The sequence below is a fragment of the Pseudomonas sp. H3_D04 genome (assembly GCF_054669175.1).
Genome location: NZ_CP162801.1, coordinates 1,120,158 through 1,137,154, shown reverse-complemented (window position 1 = coordinate 1,137,154; position 16,997 = coordinate 1,120,158). Strand labels below are relative to the sequence as shown.

The 16,997-nt window shown below is 57.9% G+C and carries 14 protein-coding genes; 4 read left to right on the top strand and 10 right to left on the bottom strand.

Annotated features, from left to right (window positions below; translation table 11 throughout):
• Nucleotides 1–42: 42 nt before the first annotated feature.
• The 5 genes from AB4N91_RS05460 to sdhC all read right to left on the bottom strand — a co-directional run bounded on the left by AB4N91_RS05460 (nt 43) and on the right by sdhC (nt 6,365).
• Nucleotides 43–2,874, bottom strand: a complete 2,832-nt coding sequence (locus tag AB4N91_RS05460; RefSeq protein WP_102595535.1) for a 2-oxoglutarate dehydrogenase E1 component — start codon at nt 2,872–2,874, stop codon at nt 43–45.
• A 259-nt stretch (nt 2,875–3,133) separates the two neighbouring features.
• Nucleotides 3,134–3,838, bottom strand: a complete 705-nt coding sequence (locus AB4N91_RS05455) for a succinate dehydrogenase iron-sulfur subunit (RefSeq protein WP_010456852.1) — start codon at nt 3,836–3,838, stop codon at nt 3,134–3,136.
• Between the two features lie 11 nt (nt 3,839–3,849).
• Nucleotides 3,850–5,625, bottom strand: coding sequence for a succinate dehydrogenase flavoprotein subunit (gene sdhA / locus AB4N91_RS05450; protein WP_008032662.1), 1,776 nt, complete (start codon nt 5,623–5,625; stop codon nt 3,850–3,852).
• A 3-nt stretch (nt 5,626–5,628) separates the two neighbouring features.
• Entirely contained in the window at nt 5,629–5,997 is a 369-nt protein-coding gene (gene sdhD / locus AB4N91_RS05445) for a succinate dehydrogenase, hydrophobic membrane anchor protein (protein ID WP_007945134.1), read from the bottom strand.
• Entirely contained in the window at nt 5,991–6,365 is a 375-nt protein-coding gene (gene sdhC, locus AB4N91_RS05440; protein WP_010456855.1) for a succinate dehydrogenase, cytochrome b556 subunit, read from the bottom strand. Before sdhC ends, sdhD begins: the two co-directional genes overlap by 7 nt.
• A gap of 363 nt (nt 6,366–6,728) precedes the next feature.
• On the opposite strand from sdhC, the gene gltA reads away from it, so the two are divergent.
• Entirely contained in the window at nt 6,729–8,018 is a 1,290-nt protein-coding gene (gltA, locus tag AB4N91_RS05435) for a citrate synthase (RefSeq protein WP_010456856.1), read from the top strand.
• 260 nt (nt 8,019–8,278) lie between these two features.
• On the opposite strand, the gene AB4N91_RS05430 is transcribed toward gltA, so the two are convergent.
• The 4 genes from AB4N91_RS05430 to AB4N91_RS05415 form a co-directional block, all read right to left on the bottom strand.
• Nucleotides 8,279–8,482 (bottom strand): hypothetical protein, encoded by a 204-nt coding sequence (locus AB4N91_RS05430; protein WP_460112165.1) that lies wholly within the window; start codon nt 8,480–8,482, stop codon nt 8,279–8,281.
• A 546-nt stretch (nt 8,483–9,028) separates the two neighbouring features.
• Complete coding sequence (locus AB4N91_RS05425; protein WP_010456858.1) at nt 9,029–10,687, bottom strand: cation acetate symporter; 1,659 nt, start codon at nt 10,685–10,687, stop codon at nt 9,029–9,031.
• A complete protein-coding gene (locus AB4N91_RS05420) occupies nt 10,684–10,995 on the bottom strand; it encodes a DUF485 domain-containing protein (RefSeq protein ID WP_154912287.1) in 312 nt (103 codons plus the stop codon). Before AB4N91_RS05420 ends, AB4N91_RS05425 begins: the two co-directional genes overlap by 4 nt.
• 271 nt (nt 10,996–11,266) lie before the next feature.
• Nucleotides 11,267–12,118 carry a glycine betaine ABC transporter substrate-binding protein gene (locus AB4N91_RS05415; RefSeq protein WP_010456861.1) on the bottom strand — a complete coding sequence of 284 codons (852 nt, stop codon included), beginning with the start codon at nt 12,116–12,118 and terminating at the stop codon, nt 11,267–11,269.
• A 299-nt stretch (nt 12,119–12,417) separates the two neighbouring features.
• On the opposite strand from AB4N91_RS05415, the gene AB4N91_RS05410 reads away from it, so the two are divergent.
• Complete coding sequence (locus tag AB4N91_RS05410) at nt 12,418–14,013, top strand: glycoside hydrolase family 17 protein (protein ID WP_154912285.1); 1,596 nt, start codon at nt 12,418–12,420, stop codon at nt 14,011–14,013.
• A gap of 125 nt (nt 14,014–14,138) precedes the next feature.
• On the opposite strand, the gene AB4N91_RS05405 is transcribed toward AB4N91_RS05410, so the two are convergent.
• Nucleotides 14,139–14,507 (bottom strand): hypothetical protein, encoded by a 369-nt coding sequence (locus AB4N91_RS05405; protein WP_010456864.1) that lies wholly within the window; start codon nt 14,505–14,507, stop codon nt 14,139–14,141.
• 224 nt (nt 14,508–14,731) lie between these two features.
• On the opposite strand from AB4N91_RS05405, the gene AB4N91_RS05400 reads away from it, so the two are divergent.
• Nucleotides 14,732–16,030 (top strand): serine/threonine protein kinase, encoded by a 1,299-nt coding sequence (locus AB4N91_RS05400; RefSeq protein WP_077748649.1) that lies wholly within the window; start codon nt 14,732–14,734, stop codon nt 16,028–16,030.
• Nucleotides 16,023–16,811 carry an MlaA family lipoprotein gene (locus AB4N91_RS05395; RefSeq protein WP_154912284.1) on the top strand — a complete coding sequence of 263 codons (789 nt, stop codon included), beginning with the start codon at nt 16,023–16,025 and terminating at the stop codon, nt 16,809–16,811. Before AB4N91_RS05400 ends, AB4N91_RS05395 begins: the two co-directional genes overlap by 8 nt.
• Nucleotides 16,812–16,997: the final 186 nt, after the last annotated feature.

Genomic DNA, 16,997 nt, shown 5'->3' with positions numbered 1-16,997 from the left:
TATCTGTGGGTCCTTAAATTCGGTTTCAGGTGCGCGAAGGCGTTAAACAGTAAAGGCGTCTTGCAGCAGTTTTTCCTGCTGCTCAGCGTGCATCGATGCATAACCACAAGCAGGTGCAGCAGAAGCATCACGGCCGGCGTACTCGAGAACGAGTGCCTTGTTGTGATTGCCCACGATGCGGCGCATGTGGTGCTGGCTGCAGTACCAGGCACCCTGGTTCATCGGCTCTTCCTGACACCAAACGATATGTTTGAGGTTGGTGTACGGAGCCAGGACTTCATTCAAGTCGTCCTCAGGGAACGGGTACAGCTGCTCGATACGCACGATGGCGATGTCATCACGACCTTCGGCACGGCGTTTTTCCAGCAGGTCGTAGTAGACCTTGCCGCTACACAGAACAATGCGCTCGACCTTTTTCGGGTCTTGAACATCGATTTCCGGGATCACGGTCTGGAACGAACCTTCGGCCAGATCTTCCAGGGTCGATATGGCCAGTTTGTGACGCAGCAGCGACTTCGGAGTCAGAACGATCAATGGCTTGCGCAGCGGGCGAATCACCTGACGACGCAGCAAGTGGTAGATCTGGGCCGGCGTGGTCGGTACGGCTACCTGAATGTTGTGCTCGGCGCACAGTTGCAGGTAACGCTCCAGACGCGCCGACGAGTGCTCCGGCCCCTGACCTTCATAACCGTGCGGCAGCAGCATGGTCAGACCGCAAAGACGGCCCCACTTGTGCTCGCCACTGGTGATGAACTGGTCGATAACCACCTGGGCACCGTTGGCGAAGTCACCGAACTGGGCTTCCCAGATCACCAGCGCCTCAGGCGTGGTGGTCGAGTAACCGTATTCGAACGCCAGCACGGCTTCTTCGGACAGGAACGAATCGTACAGGTCGAAACGTGGCTGGCCCTTGTACAGGTTTTGCAGCGGGACGTAGGTCCCCGCGTCTTTCTGGTTGTGCAAGACAGCGTGACGGTGCGAGAACGTGCCGCGACCGATGTCCTGACCCGTCATGCGAATCGGGTGACCTTCGAACGCCAGGGTCGCGTACGCCATGGTTTCGGCGTAACCCCAGTTGATCGGCAGGCCGCCGGCTTGCATCTTCTGACGGTCTTCGTAGATTTTCGAGACCTGGCGCTGAACCACGAAGCCTTCCGGGATTTCCAGCAGCTTGGCGGACAGTTCCTGCAAGGTTTTCAGATCGAAACGCGTGTCGTGACGCGCGGTCCAGGCGTGGCCCAGATACGGACGCCAGTCCACGAACAACTCTTTGTTCGGCTCTTTGACCAGGCTTTTTACAACATGCAGGCCGTTGTCCAGCGCGTTGCGGTATTCGTCGACTTTCGCCTGAACACGCTCTGCGTCGAGTACACCGCCCTGGGTCAGACGATCGGCGTACAGCTCACGGGTGGTGCGCTGCTTGGTGATCTGCTGATACATGATCGGCTGGGTGCCACTTGGCTCGTCGGCCTCGTTGTGGCCACGACGACGGTAGCAGACCAGGTCGATTACCACGTCACGCTTGAACTGCATGCGGTAGTCGATGGCCAACTGGGTCACGAACAATACGGCTTCCGGATCATCACCATTCACATGGAGGATCGGCGCCTGGATCATTTTCGCAACGTCGGTCGCGTACTCGGTGGAACGCGAGTCCAGCGGGTTGCTGATGGTGAAACCGACCTGGTTGTTGATCACGATGTGCACGGTGCCGCCGGTCTTGAAACCGCGGGTCTGCGACATCTGGAAGGTTTCCATCACCACGCCCTGACCGGCGAATGCCGCGTCACCGTGGATGGAGATCGGCAGAACCTTCTCGCCGGTAGGGTCGTTACGACGATCCTGACGGGCGCGAACCGAACCCTCGACCACTGGAGATACGATTTCCAGGTGGGACGGGTTGAAGGCCATCGCCAGGTGAACTTCACCGCCGGTGGTCATGACGTTGGACGAGAAGCCCTGGTGATACTTAACGTCACCGGAACCCAGCTCGACCTTCTTCTTGCCTTCGAACTCGTCGAACAGCTCGCGCGGGTTCTTGCCGAAGGTGTTGACCAGCACGTTCAGACGGCCACGGTGGGCCATGCCGATAACGATTTCCTTGGTGCCGTAGGAACCGGAACGCTGGATCAACTCGTCGAGCATCGGAATCAGGCTCTCGCCGCCTTCCAGGCCGAAACGCTTGGTACCCGGGTATTTGGTGCCCAGGTATTTTTCCAGGCCTTCGCCGGCGGTGACGCGCTCGAGCAGGTGGCTCTTGATGTCGGCGGAGTACGTCGGACGACCACGCACGCTTTCCAGACGCTGCTGGAACCACTGGCGCTGCTCGGAATCGGTGATATGCGTAAATTCAGCGCCGATGGTGCGGCAATATGTCTGCTGCAACGCTTCGTGAATTTCGCGTAGGCTCGCCTCCTCTTTGCCGATGAACAGGTCGCCGGCACGGAAGGTCGTATCAAGATCGGCATTGGTCAAGCCGTAATGATTGATCGACAGGTCTGCAGGTGCAGGACGCTGCCACAGCCCCAGCGGGTCAAGCTGGGCTGCCTGGTGGCCACGCATACGGTAGGCCTGGATCAATCGCAGCACTTCAACTTGCTTCTTCTCGTGCTCACTGCTCACGCTGCCGGCGGAAACCGGTTGGGCGCGGCGCTGGTTCTTTGCCAGCAAGACGAAATGATCGCGAATTGTGGAGTGCGAAACATCGGTGGCAGAGCTGCCGTCAATAGGCAGCTTCTGAAAGTAGGTGCGCCACTCTTCTGGCACAGCGTTAGGGTCGTGCAGGTAGAGCTCATAAAGCTCTTCCACATAGGCAGCGTTTCCACCTGAAAGGTAGGCGCTGTTCCACATGCGCTGCATCACGCTTTCTTGCATGCTTGGTCACCCTCGGTTAGGGGAACACCACCGGCGTCGACACCGAGCAAACTTGCAGAAGTCCGAATGCAGCGACCAAAACAAGCCACTTAGGATCACGCTGATAGTCCGGGTACCAGCCCGGATGCCCCTGCTTGTCTCATTTCTTCAAAATAAGAGCCGCAGCCTTGTAAGCTGCTGCCCAGGTTAAAACTACGGCGCCGGTTGAAGCCTGCGCCGTAGCATCTACGGGTACAGCGGTCTTGCAGTTACAGCTGAATCACACGCCGCTTTGCAGCAGCATGTTACGCACGTGACCGATGGCCTTAGTCGGGTTCAGGCCTTTCGGACAGACGTTGACGCAGTTCATGATCCCGCGGCAGCGGAATACGCTGAACGGGTCATCCAGCGAAGCCAGACGCTCGGCAGTCTTGGTGTCGCGGCTGTCTGCCAGGAAGCGGTAAGCTTGCAGCAGTGCAGCCGGGCCCAGGAACTTGTCCGGGTTCCACCAGAAGGACGGGCAAGAGGTCGAGCAGCAAGCGCACAGGATGCACTCGTACAGACCGTCGAGCTTTTCACGCTCTTCCGGGGTCTGCAGACGTTCGATGGCCGGAGCCGGCGTGTCGTTCTGCAGGTATGGCTTAACCTTCTCGTATTGCTTGTAGAAGATGCTCATATCGACGACCAGGTCACGGATAACCGGCAAACCTGGCAGCGGACGAACAATCAGCTTGTTACCTTTTACGACAGAAGACAGCGGCGTGACGCAGGCCAGGCCGTTTTTGCCGTTGATGTTCATGCCGTCGGAACCGCAAACACCTTCACGGCAAGAGCGACGATAGGAGAAACCTTCGTCCTGCTCTTTGATCAGGGCCAGCACGTCCAGCACCATCAGGTCTTTACCACCGGTGTCGACCTGGAATTCCTGCATGAACGGCGCAGCGTCCTGATCAGGGTTGTAGCGATAAACACTGACTTGCAACATGGCGGCCACCCTTAATAAGTCCGAATCTTAGGTTCAAAAGTCGGAACAGTTTTCGGCGAGAAGTTCACGGCACGCTTGGTCACGCGCTTGTCACCCGGGAAGTACAGGGTGTGGCACAGCCAGTTTTCGTCGTCGCGATCTTCGTAGTCTTCACGGGCGTGAGCGCCGCGGGACTCTTTGCGGATCTCTGCAGCGATGGCGGTGGCTTCGGCCACTTCCAGCAGGTTTTGCAGTTCCAGGGCTTCGATTCGAGCGGTGTTGAACGCCTGGCTCTTGTCGTTGATCTTGACGTTGGCGATACGGCCACGCAGGTCAGCCAGCTGGGCAATACCCTTCTGCATGTATTCACCGGTACGGAATACACCGAAGTAGTTCTGCATGCAGCTTTGCAGTTCTTTACGCAGAGTGGCGACGTCTTCGCCTTCTGTACGCGAGTTCAGGCCATCGAGACGAGCCAGGGCTGCGTCGATGTCGGACTGGCGAGGACGGGCGTAATCAACGCCTTCCTTCAGGGTCTGCTCCAGGAACAGACCGGCCGCACGGCCGAATACCACCAGGTCGAGCAGCGAGTTACCACCCAGACGGTTGGCACCGTGAACCGATACGCAGGCCACTTCGCCCACTGCGAACAGACCAGGAATGATCTGGTCGACGCCGTCGGCGTCCTGGGTGATTGCCTGGCCATGAATGTTGGTGGCAACGCCGCCCATCATATAGTGGCAGGTTGGAACGACCGGAATCGGCGCCACGGCTGGATCGACGTGGGCGAAAGTCTTGGACAGTTCCATGATGCCTGGCAGACGACTGTGCAGAACTTCTTCACCGAGGTGATCGAGTTTCAGCATTACGTGGTCGCCATCCGGACCGCAACCGTTGCCGGCAATGATTTCTTTAACCATCGAACGGGCAACAACGTCACGACCTGCAAGGTCTTTGGCGTTCGGAGCATAACGCTCCATGAAACGCTCGCCGTGCTTGTTGATCAGGTAACCGCCTTCACCGCGGCAACCTTCAGTCACCAATACACCGGCGCCGGCGATGCCGGTCGGGTGGAACTGCCACATTTCAATGTCTTGTACCGGCACGCCAGCACGCAGAGCCATGCCGACGCCGTCACCGGTGTTGATCAGGGCATTGGTGGTGGACGAGTAGATACGACCTGCACCGCCAGTCGCCAATACGGTGGCGTTAGCGCGAACGTAGGAAGTTTCGCCGGTTTCGATGCAGATGACGATCATGCCGACAAAGGCACCGTCTTCGTTCTTCACCAGATCCACACCGTAGTATTCGTTGAGGAATACGGTGCCAGCCTTGAGGTTGGCCTGGTACAGGGTGTGCAGCAGTGCGTGACCGGTACGGTCGGCAGCGGCGCATGTACGTGCAGCCTGGCCACCTTTACCGAAGTCTTTCGACTGACCGCCGAACGGACGCTGATAGATGCGGCCCTGTTCGGTACGGGAGAACGGCAAACCCATGTGCTCGAGTTCGAAAACGGCTTCCGGGCCTACGGAACACATGTATTCGATAGCGTCCTGGTCACCGATGTAGTCGGAACCCTTGACGGTATCGTACATGTGCCAGCGCCAGTCATCGTTCGGATCTGCCGAGGCGATGGCGCAGGTGATGCCACCCTGGGCGGATACAGTGTGCGAACGAGTCGGGAAAACCTTGGTAACTACGGCAGTCTTGTGACCACCTTGTGCCAGTTGCAGCGCAGCGCGCATGCCAGCACCGCCGCCGCCAATGATGATGGCGTCGAACGAAAGCGTATTAACTGTAGTAGACATGAATCAGATACCCCAGAGAATCTGCACACCCCAGACGAAGTAAGCGAACATCGCAACGCCGCATACCGCCTGAAAAAGGAAACGTATTGCAGTTGCGGACTTGCCGAACGCCATTGGCGTCAGGTAGTCGGTCGCGATGGTCCACATGCCGACCCAGGCGTGAGCGCCGAGGGCAACGAGGGCCAGGAGACTGAAAATACGCATCCAGTTGCTTGCGAACAGTTCATGCCATTGGGCGTAGCCGATGCCAGGGTTGGCGACGACGTATCCGATCAGGAAAATGAAATAAGCCGCGAGAACGACCGCAGACACACGTTGTGCCATCCAGTCATAGAGGCCCGAACGGGACAGGTTCGTGACGTTAGTTACCATATCCAAACTCCTGCCAGAACGATTACCACCACGGAAACGGCGATAACGATTTTCGAGCCCAGTTTGCCGCCTTCAAGCGACTCGCCGATGCCCATGTCCATGATCAAATGGCGCACACCGGCAACCAGGTGATACAGCAAGGCGGACAGGATGCCCCAAATCACTAGCTTGGCTAGCGGACTGGTCAGACACGCTTTCACCTGACCGAAGCCTTCTTCCGAGTCGAGCGACTTGTCCAATGCATAAAGCATGATGGCCAGGCTGACAAAGAGGATGATTCCGGAGATTCGGTGAAGAATGGACGTGTAAGCAGTGACTGGGAGTTTGATGGTCCTTAGGTCTAGGTTTACAGGTCGTTGGCTATTCACGGCTTTTTTTCACACTGAAGAGCCCCTAACAATCAGGGCAAAGTTGTTGGGGAGTGCACTGGTCAGGTACCCACCACCCAGGGAGTGCGACCCCCAGTAAAGCAGGCCCAAAAGCCCCTGGCGGTCGGAGGCCGAGTATAGACAGTTAGGCTACTAATGACAACGCGTTCACCTTCCCCTAATAGCTCATTGCACAAGTTGGATAAAAGGCGTAAATGGCAGTCAATTTCGAGGAAAAAGTCCGGTTAAAGCCTTCTGGAGCAAGACTTTAGGCAAATTGACATTCGAATTTATCTCACTATAGTGGTGCGGGCCCTGCGTGGGGGGTCTGTCTGATGATTTCAAGCATAAATAGGAGGCCACATGGCTGACAAAAAAGCGCAGTTGATCATCGAGGGCGCAGCCCCCGTCGAGCTGCCCATTTTAACCGGCACCGTTGGTCCCGATGTAATCGACGTTCGGGGCCTGACGGCCACGGGCCGTTTCACCTTTGACCCTGGTTTCATGTCGACAGCTTCCTGCGAGTCGAAGATCACCTATATCGACGGCGACAACGGCATTCTGCTGCACCGCGGTTACCCGATCGAACAGCTCGCTGAAAAATCGGACTACCTGGAAACCTGCTATCTGCTGCTCAACGGCGAATTGCCGACCGCAGAACAGAAGGCCCAGTTCGTCAGCACCGTGAAGAACCACACCATGGTTCACGAGCAGCTGAAGACCTTCTTCAACGGCTTCCGTCGCGACGCTCACCCAATGGCCGTCATGTGCGGCGTAGTCGGCGCCCTCTCGGCCTTCTACCACGACTCCCTCGACATCAATAACCCGCAGCATCGCGAAATTTCCGCGATCCGCCTGGTTGCCAAGATGCCGACCCTGGCAGCGATGGTTTACAAGTACTCCATGGGCCAACCCATGATGTACCCGCGCAACGACCTGACGTACGCGGAAAACTTCCTGCACATGATGTTCAACACCCCGTGCGAGATCAAACCGATCAGCCCGGTACTCGCCAAGGCCATGGACCGGATCTTCATCCTCCATGCCGACCACGAGCAGAACGCATCGACTTCCACTGTACGCCTGGCCGGTTCTTCGGGTGCCAACCCGTTCGCCTGTATCGCCGCCGGCATCGCTGCACTGTGGGGCCCTGCCCACGGCGGCGCGAACGAAGCTGTTCTGACCATGCTCGATGAAATTGGCGATGTGTCGAACATCGACAAGTACATTGCCAAGGCCAAGGACAAGAACGATCCGTTCAAACTGATGGGCTTCGGTCACCGGGTTTACAAAAACCGCGACCCACGCGCTACCGTCATGAAGCAGACTTGCGACGAAGTGCTGAAGGAACTGGGTATCAAGCACGACAAACAACTCGAACTGGCCATGCGCCTGGAAGAGATCGCGCTGACCGACCCGTACTTCATCGAACGCTCGCTGTACCCGAACGTCGACTTCTACTCGGGGATCATCCTCAAGGCGATCGGCATTCCAACCAGCATGTTCACCGTGATCTTCGCCCTGGCGCGGACTGTCGGCTGGATCTCCCACTGGAAAGAAATGCTCTCCAGCCCGTACAAGATTGGCCGTCCTCGCCAGCTGTACACCGGCTATGAGTCGCGTGACATCACCAAGCTGGAAGACCGCAAATAAGACCTGTCTTGCGATAACGTCTTAAGTTGTACCGGGAACGGCCTCTATTTATATAGAGGCCGTTTTTGTTTGTGCGGTCTCAGCGGCCTTGGGGCCGACTGGTTTTTTGGTTGTGTACATATCCGTTTCTGCGGTAACGGCTACTTATGGTTTCGCTCTTACAGCGAGTCCCTTTTTCAAACGCCAAAACGGAACCAAAAGGCTTCGCCCCGACGTACGGCGCCTCGCTGAGGCTCCGCGTTCCCTCGCTACGGTGCCCATCAGGGGGCATCGCCTAAGGTCTGCCGAAGGGGCGAGAGAACAAGATCAAGATCAAGATCAACGTCAAAAGCCAAAGCCAAAGCCAAAGCCAAAGCCAAAGCCAAAGCCAAAGCCAAAGCCAAAGCCAAAGCCAAAGCCAAAGCCAAAGCCAAAGCCAAAGCCAAAGCCAAAAGGATCACTGCCTTTGGAAAGCTTGCGTACATCCGCAAGAACAGGTCGGCTGTCAGGCCGCCTTCGCGGGCAAGCCTCGCTCCTACAAGAACTCAGCGTACAGCTTTTGATTCTCACCACCTCATCAGGCCGAGCGTTAGCTCGCCTGCAGCTCTTGATCTTGATCCACCCGCCCCTTTCGGGAGGCTGAGTGGAGGTGTTCATCCGGGGAGTGGCGCGTAGCGCCGTTCGACGCAGTCGAACACGCTGCATGTAGGTCGTCGCGAAGCAGACCGGAGGGCAGTGTCCCCGGATGGATACCGGAGCGAAGGAACGCCGAGCCTTAGCGAGGGGCCGGACGCTTGGGGCGAGACTTTTTGGTTCCTTTTGTGGCGTTTGACAAAAGGGACTCGCCGTAAGGGCGAAACCATAAGTGGCCGTTACCGCAGGAATGGATATGTACACCCGAGAGAGACAGGCCGCCTTCGCGGGCAAGCCTCGCTCCTACACCAAATACCATCGCCAACAAAAAAAATGCCCCGATCTCTCGACCAGGGCATTTTTCGTTTAACGCAACTTACACAGACAAACCCGAAGCCTTAGTGAGAAACCGCCCCACTCGCCCCCAAACCGGTCTGCGAACGAACAAACTGCGGGAAGAACAGCGCACGCTCATTAACGCCAGCCGCCGACTTGTCAGTGATCGAGAAGAACCAGATCCCGATAAACGCAATGGCCATCGAGAACAGCGCCGGGTACTCATACGGGAAGATAGCCTTCTCGTGATGCAGGATCTGCACCCAGATGGTTGGACCCAGCACCATCAAACCAACCGCACTCACCAGACCCAACCAGCCGCCGATCATTGCACCGCGAGTGGTCAGTTTCTTCCAGTACATGGAAAGCAACAGCACCGGGAAGTTACAGCTCGCTGCGATGGAGAACGCCAGGCCCACCATGAACGCGATGTTCTGGCTTTCGAACAGAATGCCCAAGCCGATCGCCAGCACTGCCAAAGCGATGGTGGTGATTTTCGAGACACGGATCTCGTCCTTCTCGTTGGCCTTGCCTTTCTTGATCACGCTGGCATACAGGTCGTGAGACACCGCCGAAGCACCGGCCAGGGTCAAACCGGCAACCACCGCCAGAATGGTCGCAAACGCTACCGCCGAGATAAAGCCCAGGAAAATACTGCCACCCACCGCGTTGGCCAGGTGCACCGCCGCCATGTTGTTGCCGCCCAACAGCGCGCCAGCAGCATCTTTAAAGGCCGGGTTGGTGCTGACCAGCAGGATCGCGCCGAAGCCGATGATGAAAGTCAGGATGTAGAAGTAGCCAATGAAGCCGGTTGCATACAGCACGCTCTTGCGAGCTTCTTTTGCGTCACTCACGGTGAAGAAGCGCATCAGGATGTGCGGCAGGCCAGCGGTACCGAACATCAATGCCAGGCCAAGGGAGAACGCCGAGACCGGGTCTTTCACCAGACCGCCGGGGCTCATGATCGCTTCGCCTTTGGCGTGAACCTTGATCGCCTCGGAGAACAGTGTGCTGAAGTCAAAGTTGACGTGCTTCATCACCATCAGCGCCATGAACGAGGCACCGGACAGCAACAGCACAGCCTTGATGATCTGCACCCAAGTGGTCGCCAGCATGCCGCCAAACAGCACGTACATGCACATCAGGACGCCGACCAGGATCACTGCTACGTGGTAATCCAGACCGAACAGCAACTGGATCAGCTTGCCGGCCCCGACCATTTGCGCGATCAGGTAGAACGCCACCACCACCAGCGAACCGCAAGCGGACAGCGAGCGAATCTGGGTTTGCCCAAGGCGGTAGGACGCCACATCGGCAAAGGTGTACTTACCCAGGTTACGCAGGCGCTCGGCGATCAGAAACAGAATGATCGGCCAGCCCACCAGGAAGCCGATCGAGTAGATCAGGCCATCGTAGCCGGAAGTGAACACCAGGGCGGAAATACCCAGGAAGGACGCCGCCGACATGTAGTCACCGGCAATCGCCAGACCATTCTGGAAACCGGTGATCTTGCCGCCCGCCGCATAGTAGTCGGCCGCCGAGTTATTTTTCTTGGAGGCCCAGTAGGTGATATACAAAGTCGCGCCAACGAACGCCACGAACATCAGGATCGCGGCGACGTTCAGCGGTTGTTTCTGAACCGCGCCGGTCAGGGCTTCAGCCGCCCAGGCACCCGGTGCGAATGCTGCAACGCTCAATAGAGCCAATAGACGCCGGATCATTGCTGAGCCTCCTTGAGAATCAGATTGTTCAGGTCGTCGAATTCGCCATTGGCGCGTCGTACATAGATCGCTGTCAGGATAAAGGCCGAGAGAATCAGCCCGACACCAATCGGTATCCCCCAGGTAATCGAAGACTCGGGGCTGATTTTCGCTCCCAGAATATGCGGCCCGTAAGCAATCAAAAGGATGAATCCGGAGTAAAGCCCAAGCATGATCGCCGAAAGAATCCAGGCGAACCTTTCTCGCTTACTAACCAGCTCCTTGAAGCGCGGGCTGTTTTGAATCGAGAGGTAAATGCTGTCGTTCATTGTTTTTATCCTCGCAGCACAGATTAAAGTTGGAACGTTATCCACTCTATGCGGCTGCGGGGCAGGTTCCAGACGACCTTAGTATTAGAACGACATGACAGAATCGCCATTTTCTGGTGTGACGCAACTTTTGTAGGAGCCAGGCTTGCCGGCGAAGGCGTCCTCACGATCGCTTTCGCCGGCAAGCCTGGCTCCTACAAAAAAAACAAAAGGCCCGTTGGCAATATGCCAAAGGGCCTTGATAGGTGCTGACTAGAGCCGTCAGCTCAAATCACTTGATCCAGTCTGCAACGCGCTCAGGGTGTTTGGCCACCCAATCTTTCGCCGCGGCGTCAGGCTTGGCGCCGTCTTGAATCGCCAACATGACTTCGCCGATTTCGTCTTTCGAGGCCCACTGGAAGTTCTTCAGGAACTTGGCAACTTCCGGCGCCTTGGTGGCCAGTTCTTTGCTGCCGATGTTGTTCACGGTTTCAGCCGCGCCATAAACGCCTTTCGGGTCGTCCAGGAAGCGCAGTTTCCACTTGGCGAACATCCAGTGCGGCACCCAACCGGTCACAGCGATGGATTCGTTTTTCTTCTCGGCACGGGTCAGCTCGGCAATCATGCCGGCGCCGGAACTGGCCTTGAGTTGATACCCGGTCAGATCGTAATCCTTGATCGCCTGCTCGGTTTTAAGCATCACGCCCGAACCGGCGTCGATGCCGACGATGCGTTTTTTGAAGGTGTCGTCAGTTTTCAGGTCATCGATGGTTTTAGCCTTGACGTACTCCGGCACGATCAAGCCGATTTTTGCATCCTTGAAGTTCGGACCGTAATCGACGACTTGATCCTTGTTCTTGGTCCAGTATTCGCCGTGAGTCACCGGCAGCCAGGCGGACAACATGGCGTCGAGTTTGCCGGTGGCCACACCCTGCCACATGATCCCGGTGGCGACGGCTTGCAGTTTCACGTCATAACCCAGCTTTTGCTTGATCACTTCGGCGGCCACATGCGTGGTCGCGACGCTGTCGGACCAACCGTCAACGTAACCGATGCTCAGGGTTTTGCTCTCGGCATTGGCCATTGTGGAGCCAATCGCGAGCACCAGAGCGGCACCTGCGCCTAAAAGTCGTCGCATCTTCATCGTTACTTCCCCGAAAGTGCTGCGCTCGACGGGTGCCGAGTCGCGTCAACGTATTGTTATGGTGCACAGCGCCCCCATCACGCCCACCGCAAACTCGTTCGAACATCAGCGTGATTTACCATGGGAGCACTGATGCCTCGATAATCAACCTGACGACAACCGGAACCTGTGCTGTCAGCGACCTCAAGGCATCGAGAAACGACATCAGAACGCCATTAATCACGACCGCCTGGAGTGCGCCGACCAATCCGCCCGAACTTTGCATGTCAAAATCATGCAAGCCCCCTAGCGCGGGGCAAATGAAGGTAACATGCGCGGCTTTGCTCCCAGACGGCCTGACCATGCCCGCGACCTCCCGCTTTCCTTTTCTGGCTTATCTCTTCGCTTGCCTGCTGGGGCTGTTTGCCCTTGGCGGCTTTTGGTACGGCCTTGGCAAACCGGTGATTCTGCCGGACGTGGCCAGCGCGACGCACAAGCTGCAATGCGCCTCCTACACCCCGTTCGACAAGGACCAGTCGCCGTTCGACGTGCCGTTCAAGTTGCGCCCCGAACGCATGGACGCCGACCTCGCGCTGCTGGCCAAAAGCTTCGAGTGCATCCGCACCTATTCCATGACCGGCCTCGAGGCGTTGCCCGACCTGGCGCGCAAGCATGGTTTGAAACTGATGATTGGCGCCTGGGTCAACAGCAACCCGGTGGACACCGAGAAAGAAGTCGACCTGCTGATCGCCTCGGCCAACGCCAACGCGGACGTGGTGACCTCGGTGATCGTCGGCAACGAAACCCTGCTGCGCAAGGAAGTCACGGGTGCGCAGCTGGCAAAGCTGATCAATAAAGTCAAAAGCCAGGTCAATCAACCGGTGACTTACGCCGATGTCTGGGAGTTTTGGCTCAAGCACCCGGAAATCGCCCCGGCAGTGGATTTCCTGACCATCCATTTGCTGCCGTACTGGGAAGATGATCCCTCGAACATCGACGCCGCGCTGCAGCATGTGGCCGAAGTGCGTCAGGTGTTCGGCAACAAATTCGCGCCCAAGGACGTGGTGATTGGCGAAACCGGCTGGCCGAGCGAAGGCCGTCAGCGCGAAACCGCCCTGCCGAGCCGGGTTAACGAAGCCAAGTTCATTCGCGGTTTTGTCATCATGGCCGAGCAGCAGGGCTGGCATTACAACCTGATCGAAGCTTTCGACCAGCCCTGGAAGCGCGCCAGCGAAGGTGCGGTCGGTGGTTACTGGGGGCTGTTCGATGCCGATCGCCAGGACAAGGGCGTGCTGGCCGGTCCCGTGTCGAACGTGCCGTACTGGTCGCAGTGGCTGGCCGTTGGCGGTTTGATTTTTCTTGGCACGCTGATCCTTGGCGGGCGTGTACGCACCACCCGCGCTGCACTGGTGCTGCCGCTGCTCGGCGCACTGGCGGCGTGCTCGATTGGCGCCTGGGGTGATCTGGCGCGAGTCACGACGCGCTTTGCCAGTGAATGGTTGTGGGTGGCGTTGCTGACGGGGTTGAATCTGTTGGTGCTGGCGCATGCCGCATTGACGCTGAGCGCTCGTACCGGTTGGCGTGAGCGGGCGTTCAATGCACTGGAGCGTCGAGCAGGCTGGCTGGTCGCCGGAGCAGGTTTTGCGGCGGCGGTGATGATGCTTGAACTGGTGATCGACCCGCGTTATCGAAGCTTTCCAAGTGTCGCCTTCATACTGCCGGCGCTGGTTTACCTGTGCCGCCCAGTGAGCGCGGCGCGCCGTGAAATCGCCCTGCTGACCTTCATCATTGGCGCCGGCATTGCACCGCAGCTGTTCCGTGAAGGGTTGCAGAACCAGCAAGCCTGGGGTTGGGCGCTGGTGAGTGTTTTGATGGTGGCGATGTTGTGGCGCTGTTTGCGGGTTCGCAAGGCGTAATCTTCAGCGCAGCTAGGTGGCCTCTTCGCGGACAAGCCACGCTCCCACAGGATTATTCGGCGAATACAGATGTTGTGTACGACGAAGATCCTGCAGGAGCGAGGCTTGCCCGCGAAGACGGACTATCAGGCGCTACGGGAGGCCCGGACCAGCCGCAACCCGGCAATCACCACCGCAAAAACGGCCAAGGTCGTGTTGTACAACGCCAGCGCCGGAAACCCGAACACCAGCGCCAGCACTGCCAGCCACCACCCTGCCCGGCCCGGCACCACAAACCCGATGATCGCAGCGGCCAGTGCAGCAAAGCCCAACACCTTGAAGTGAATCATCAAGCCCAGGTTCGAACGAATCTGGCATTCCCAGCGGCTCGCCTCGTCCACGCAGATGCCAACCCACTGCGCATCCTCCATAAAGCCATAACGCGCGCCATAACTGGCGGCCAGCCATAATGGCAGCAGAACGAGTAGCAGAATCACGGGCAGACGGCGGGACATGAAGCACTCCAATAAACGAAAACGGCGGCCAGCTTAATCCTCCGGCAGCGCTAAGCAAACGCGCGTAACAGATAATTAGTCACGAAATAGCTGCAAAGTGTATCGTCCAGCTACTATTGATCCGAAATTCGCCCAGATTGGTGCCGCAGCATGGCACTTTGGCGCAAACCCCGTGGTCATAGCCTGCGAACTTCATTCGGCACCTTCCTCTAAGGGATCTAGTCATGCTCCGTTCCTTGCGCTTCGCCGCCCTGTTTGGCGGCCTTATTTTGAGTGCGTCCGCACTGGCGGTCGATATCGACGCCGCCAGTTATGGCTACCCCTTGACCAACCCGTTCGAGGCGACCATTGCCACGACTCCGCCGGACCTGCGCCCGGAGTTACCGCTGGACGACGACATCGATCAGCAGACTCGCAGCGTGACTCTGCGCCCGGAGCGTGCATTCGAACTGCCAGACAATTTCTGGCCGGTCAAAAAGCTGACCTATCGTATTGCCACTCAGGACAAGGCTGCGCCGCTGATCTTCCTGATCGCCGGCACCGGTGCGCGTTATGACAGCAGCCTCAATGAGTACCTGAAAAAGCTCTACTACAAGGCCGGTTATCACGTGGTGCAACTGTCGTCGCCCACCAGTTTCGACTTTATGAGCGCGGCCTCACGCTTTGCCACACCGGGTATCACCAAGGAAGACGCCGAAGACATGTACCGGGTGATGCAGGCCGTCCGGGCGCAAAACCCGCACGTTGCCGTCACCGATTACTACCTGACCGGTTACAGCCTGGGCGCGCTGGACGCGGCCTTCGTCGCGCACCTGGACGAAACCCGTCGCAGCTTCAACTTCAAGAAAGTCTTGCTGCTCAACCCGCCGGTCAACCTCTACACCTCGATCACCAACCTGGACAAGCTGGTCCAGACCGAGGTCAAGGGCATCAACAACAGCACCACGTTTTATGAACTGGTGCTGAACAAACTGACTCGCTACTTCCAGCAAAAAGGCTACATCGACCTCAACGATGCCCTGCTCTACGACTTCCAGCAGTCCAAGCAGCACCTGACCAACGAGCAGATGGCCATGCTGATCGGCACTTCGTTCCGCTTTTCGGCGGCCGACATTGCCTTCACCTCGGACCTGATCAACCGCCGCGGCCTGATCACCCCGCCGAAATACCCGATCACCGAAGGCACCAGCCTCACGCCGTTCCTCAAGCGTGCGCTGCAATGCGACTTCGACTGCTACATCACCGAGCAAGTGATCCCGATGTGGCGCGCCCGCACCGACGGCGGCAGCCTGCTGCAACTGATCGACCAGGTCAGCCTGTATGCCCTCAAGGATTACCTGCACGACAGCCCGAAAATCGCCGTCATGCACAACGCCGACGACGTGATCCTCGGCCCTGGCGACCTCGGTTTCCTGCGCAAGACCTTTGGCGACCGTTTGACCGTTTATCCACTGGGTGGCCATTGCGGCAACCTAAATTACCGCGTCAACAGCGACGCTATGCTGGAGTTCTTCCGTGGCTAAATACCTCCTGCTTATCGCTGCGTTACTCTGTGCAGGCGTCGCCAATGCCGACAACAGCAAAGCCAACGCACCTGTCGTGGTCGACAGTGACGGTTTCAAGGAACCGCTGAGCAAACTCAAGTTCAACCCGGGGCTGGATCAGCGCGAGTTCGAACGTTCCACGCTCAATGCGCTGAACGTCTACGATCCGCTGGAAGAGTGGAACCGCCGGGTTTATCACTTCAACTACCGCTTCGACCAATGGGTGTTCCTGCCGGTAGTCGACGGTTATCGCTACATCACCCCGAGTTTCCTGCGCACCGGCGTGAGCAACTTCTTCAATAACATCGGCGATGTGCCGAACCTGATGAACAGCCTGCTGCAGTTCAAGGGCAAGCGTTCGATGGAAACCACCGCACGCCTGTTGCTCAACACCACCATCGGCATCGCCGGCCTGTGGGACCCGGCCACGGCCATGGGCCTGCCGCGCCAGAGCGAAGACTTCGGTCAGACCCTGGGCTTCTACGGTGTACCGGGCGGCGCTTATTTCGTGTTGCCGATCCTCGGCCCGTCGAACATCCGCGACACCGGCGGCCTGGTGGTGGACTTCAGCGCCGAATCGGCGATCAACTTCCTGAACGTCTCGGAAGTCAGCTCCAACCATCCTGAGGTCTGGGCCCTGCGCGGCGTCGACAGGCGCTACCAGAACAGCTTCCGCTACGGCCAGCTGAACTCGCCGTTCGAGTATGAGAAGGTGCGCTACGTGTACACCGAGTCACGCAAGTTGCAGATCGCCGAGTAAATCCGGCGGTAACAAAAAAGGCCATTCGATTCGCGTCGAATGGCCTTTTTTTATGAGGTCTCTCAAACACCAAAAAACCAATGTGGGAGCGAGCCTGCTCGCGATGGGGCCAGCACAGTCAACATCTATGCTGACTGAAACACCGCTATCGCGAGCAGGCTCGCTCCCACACTTGGAAAGTGCCCA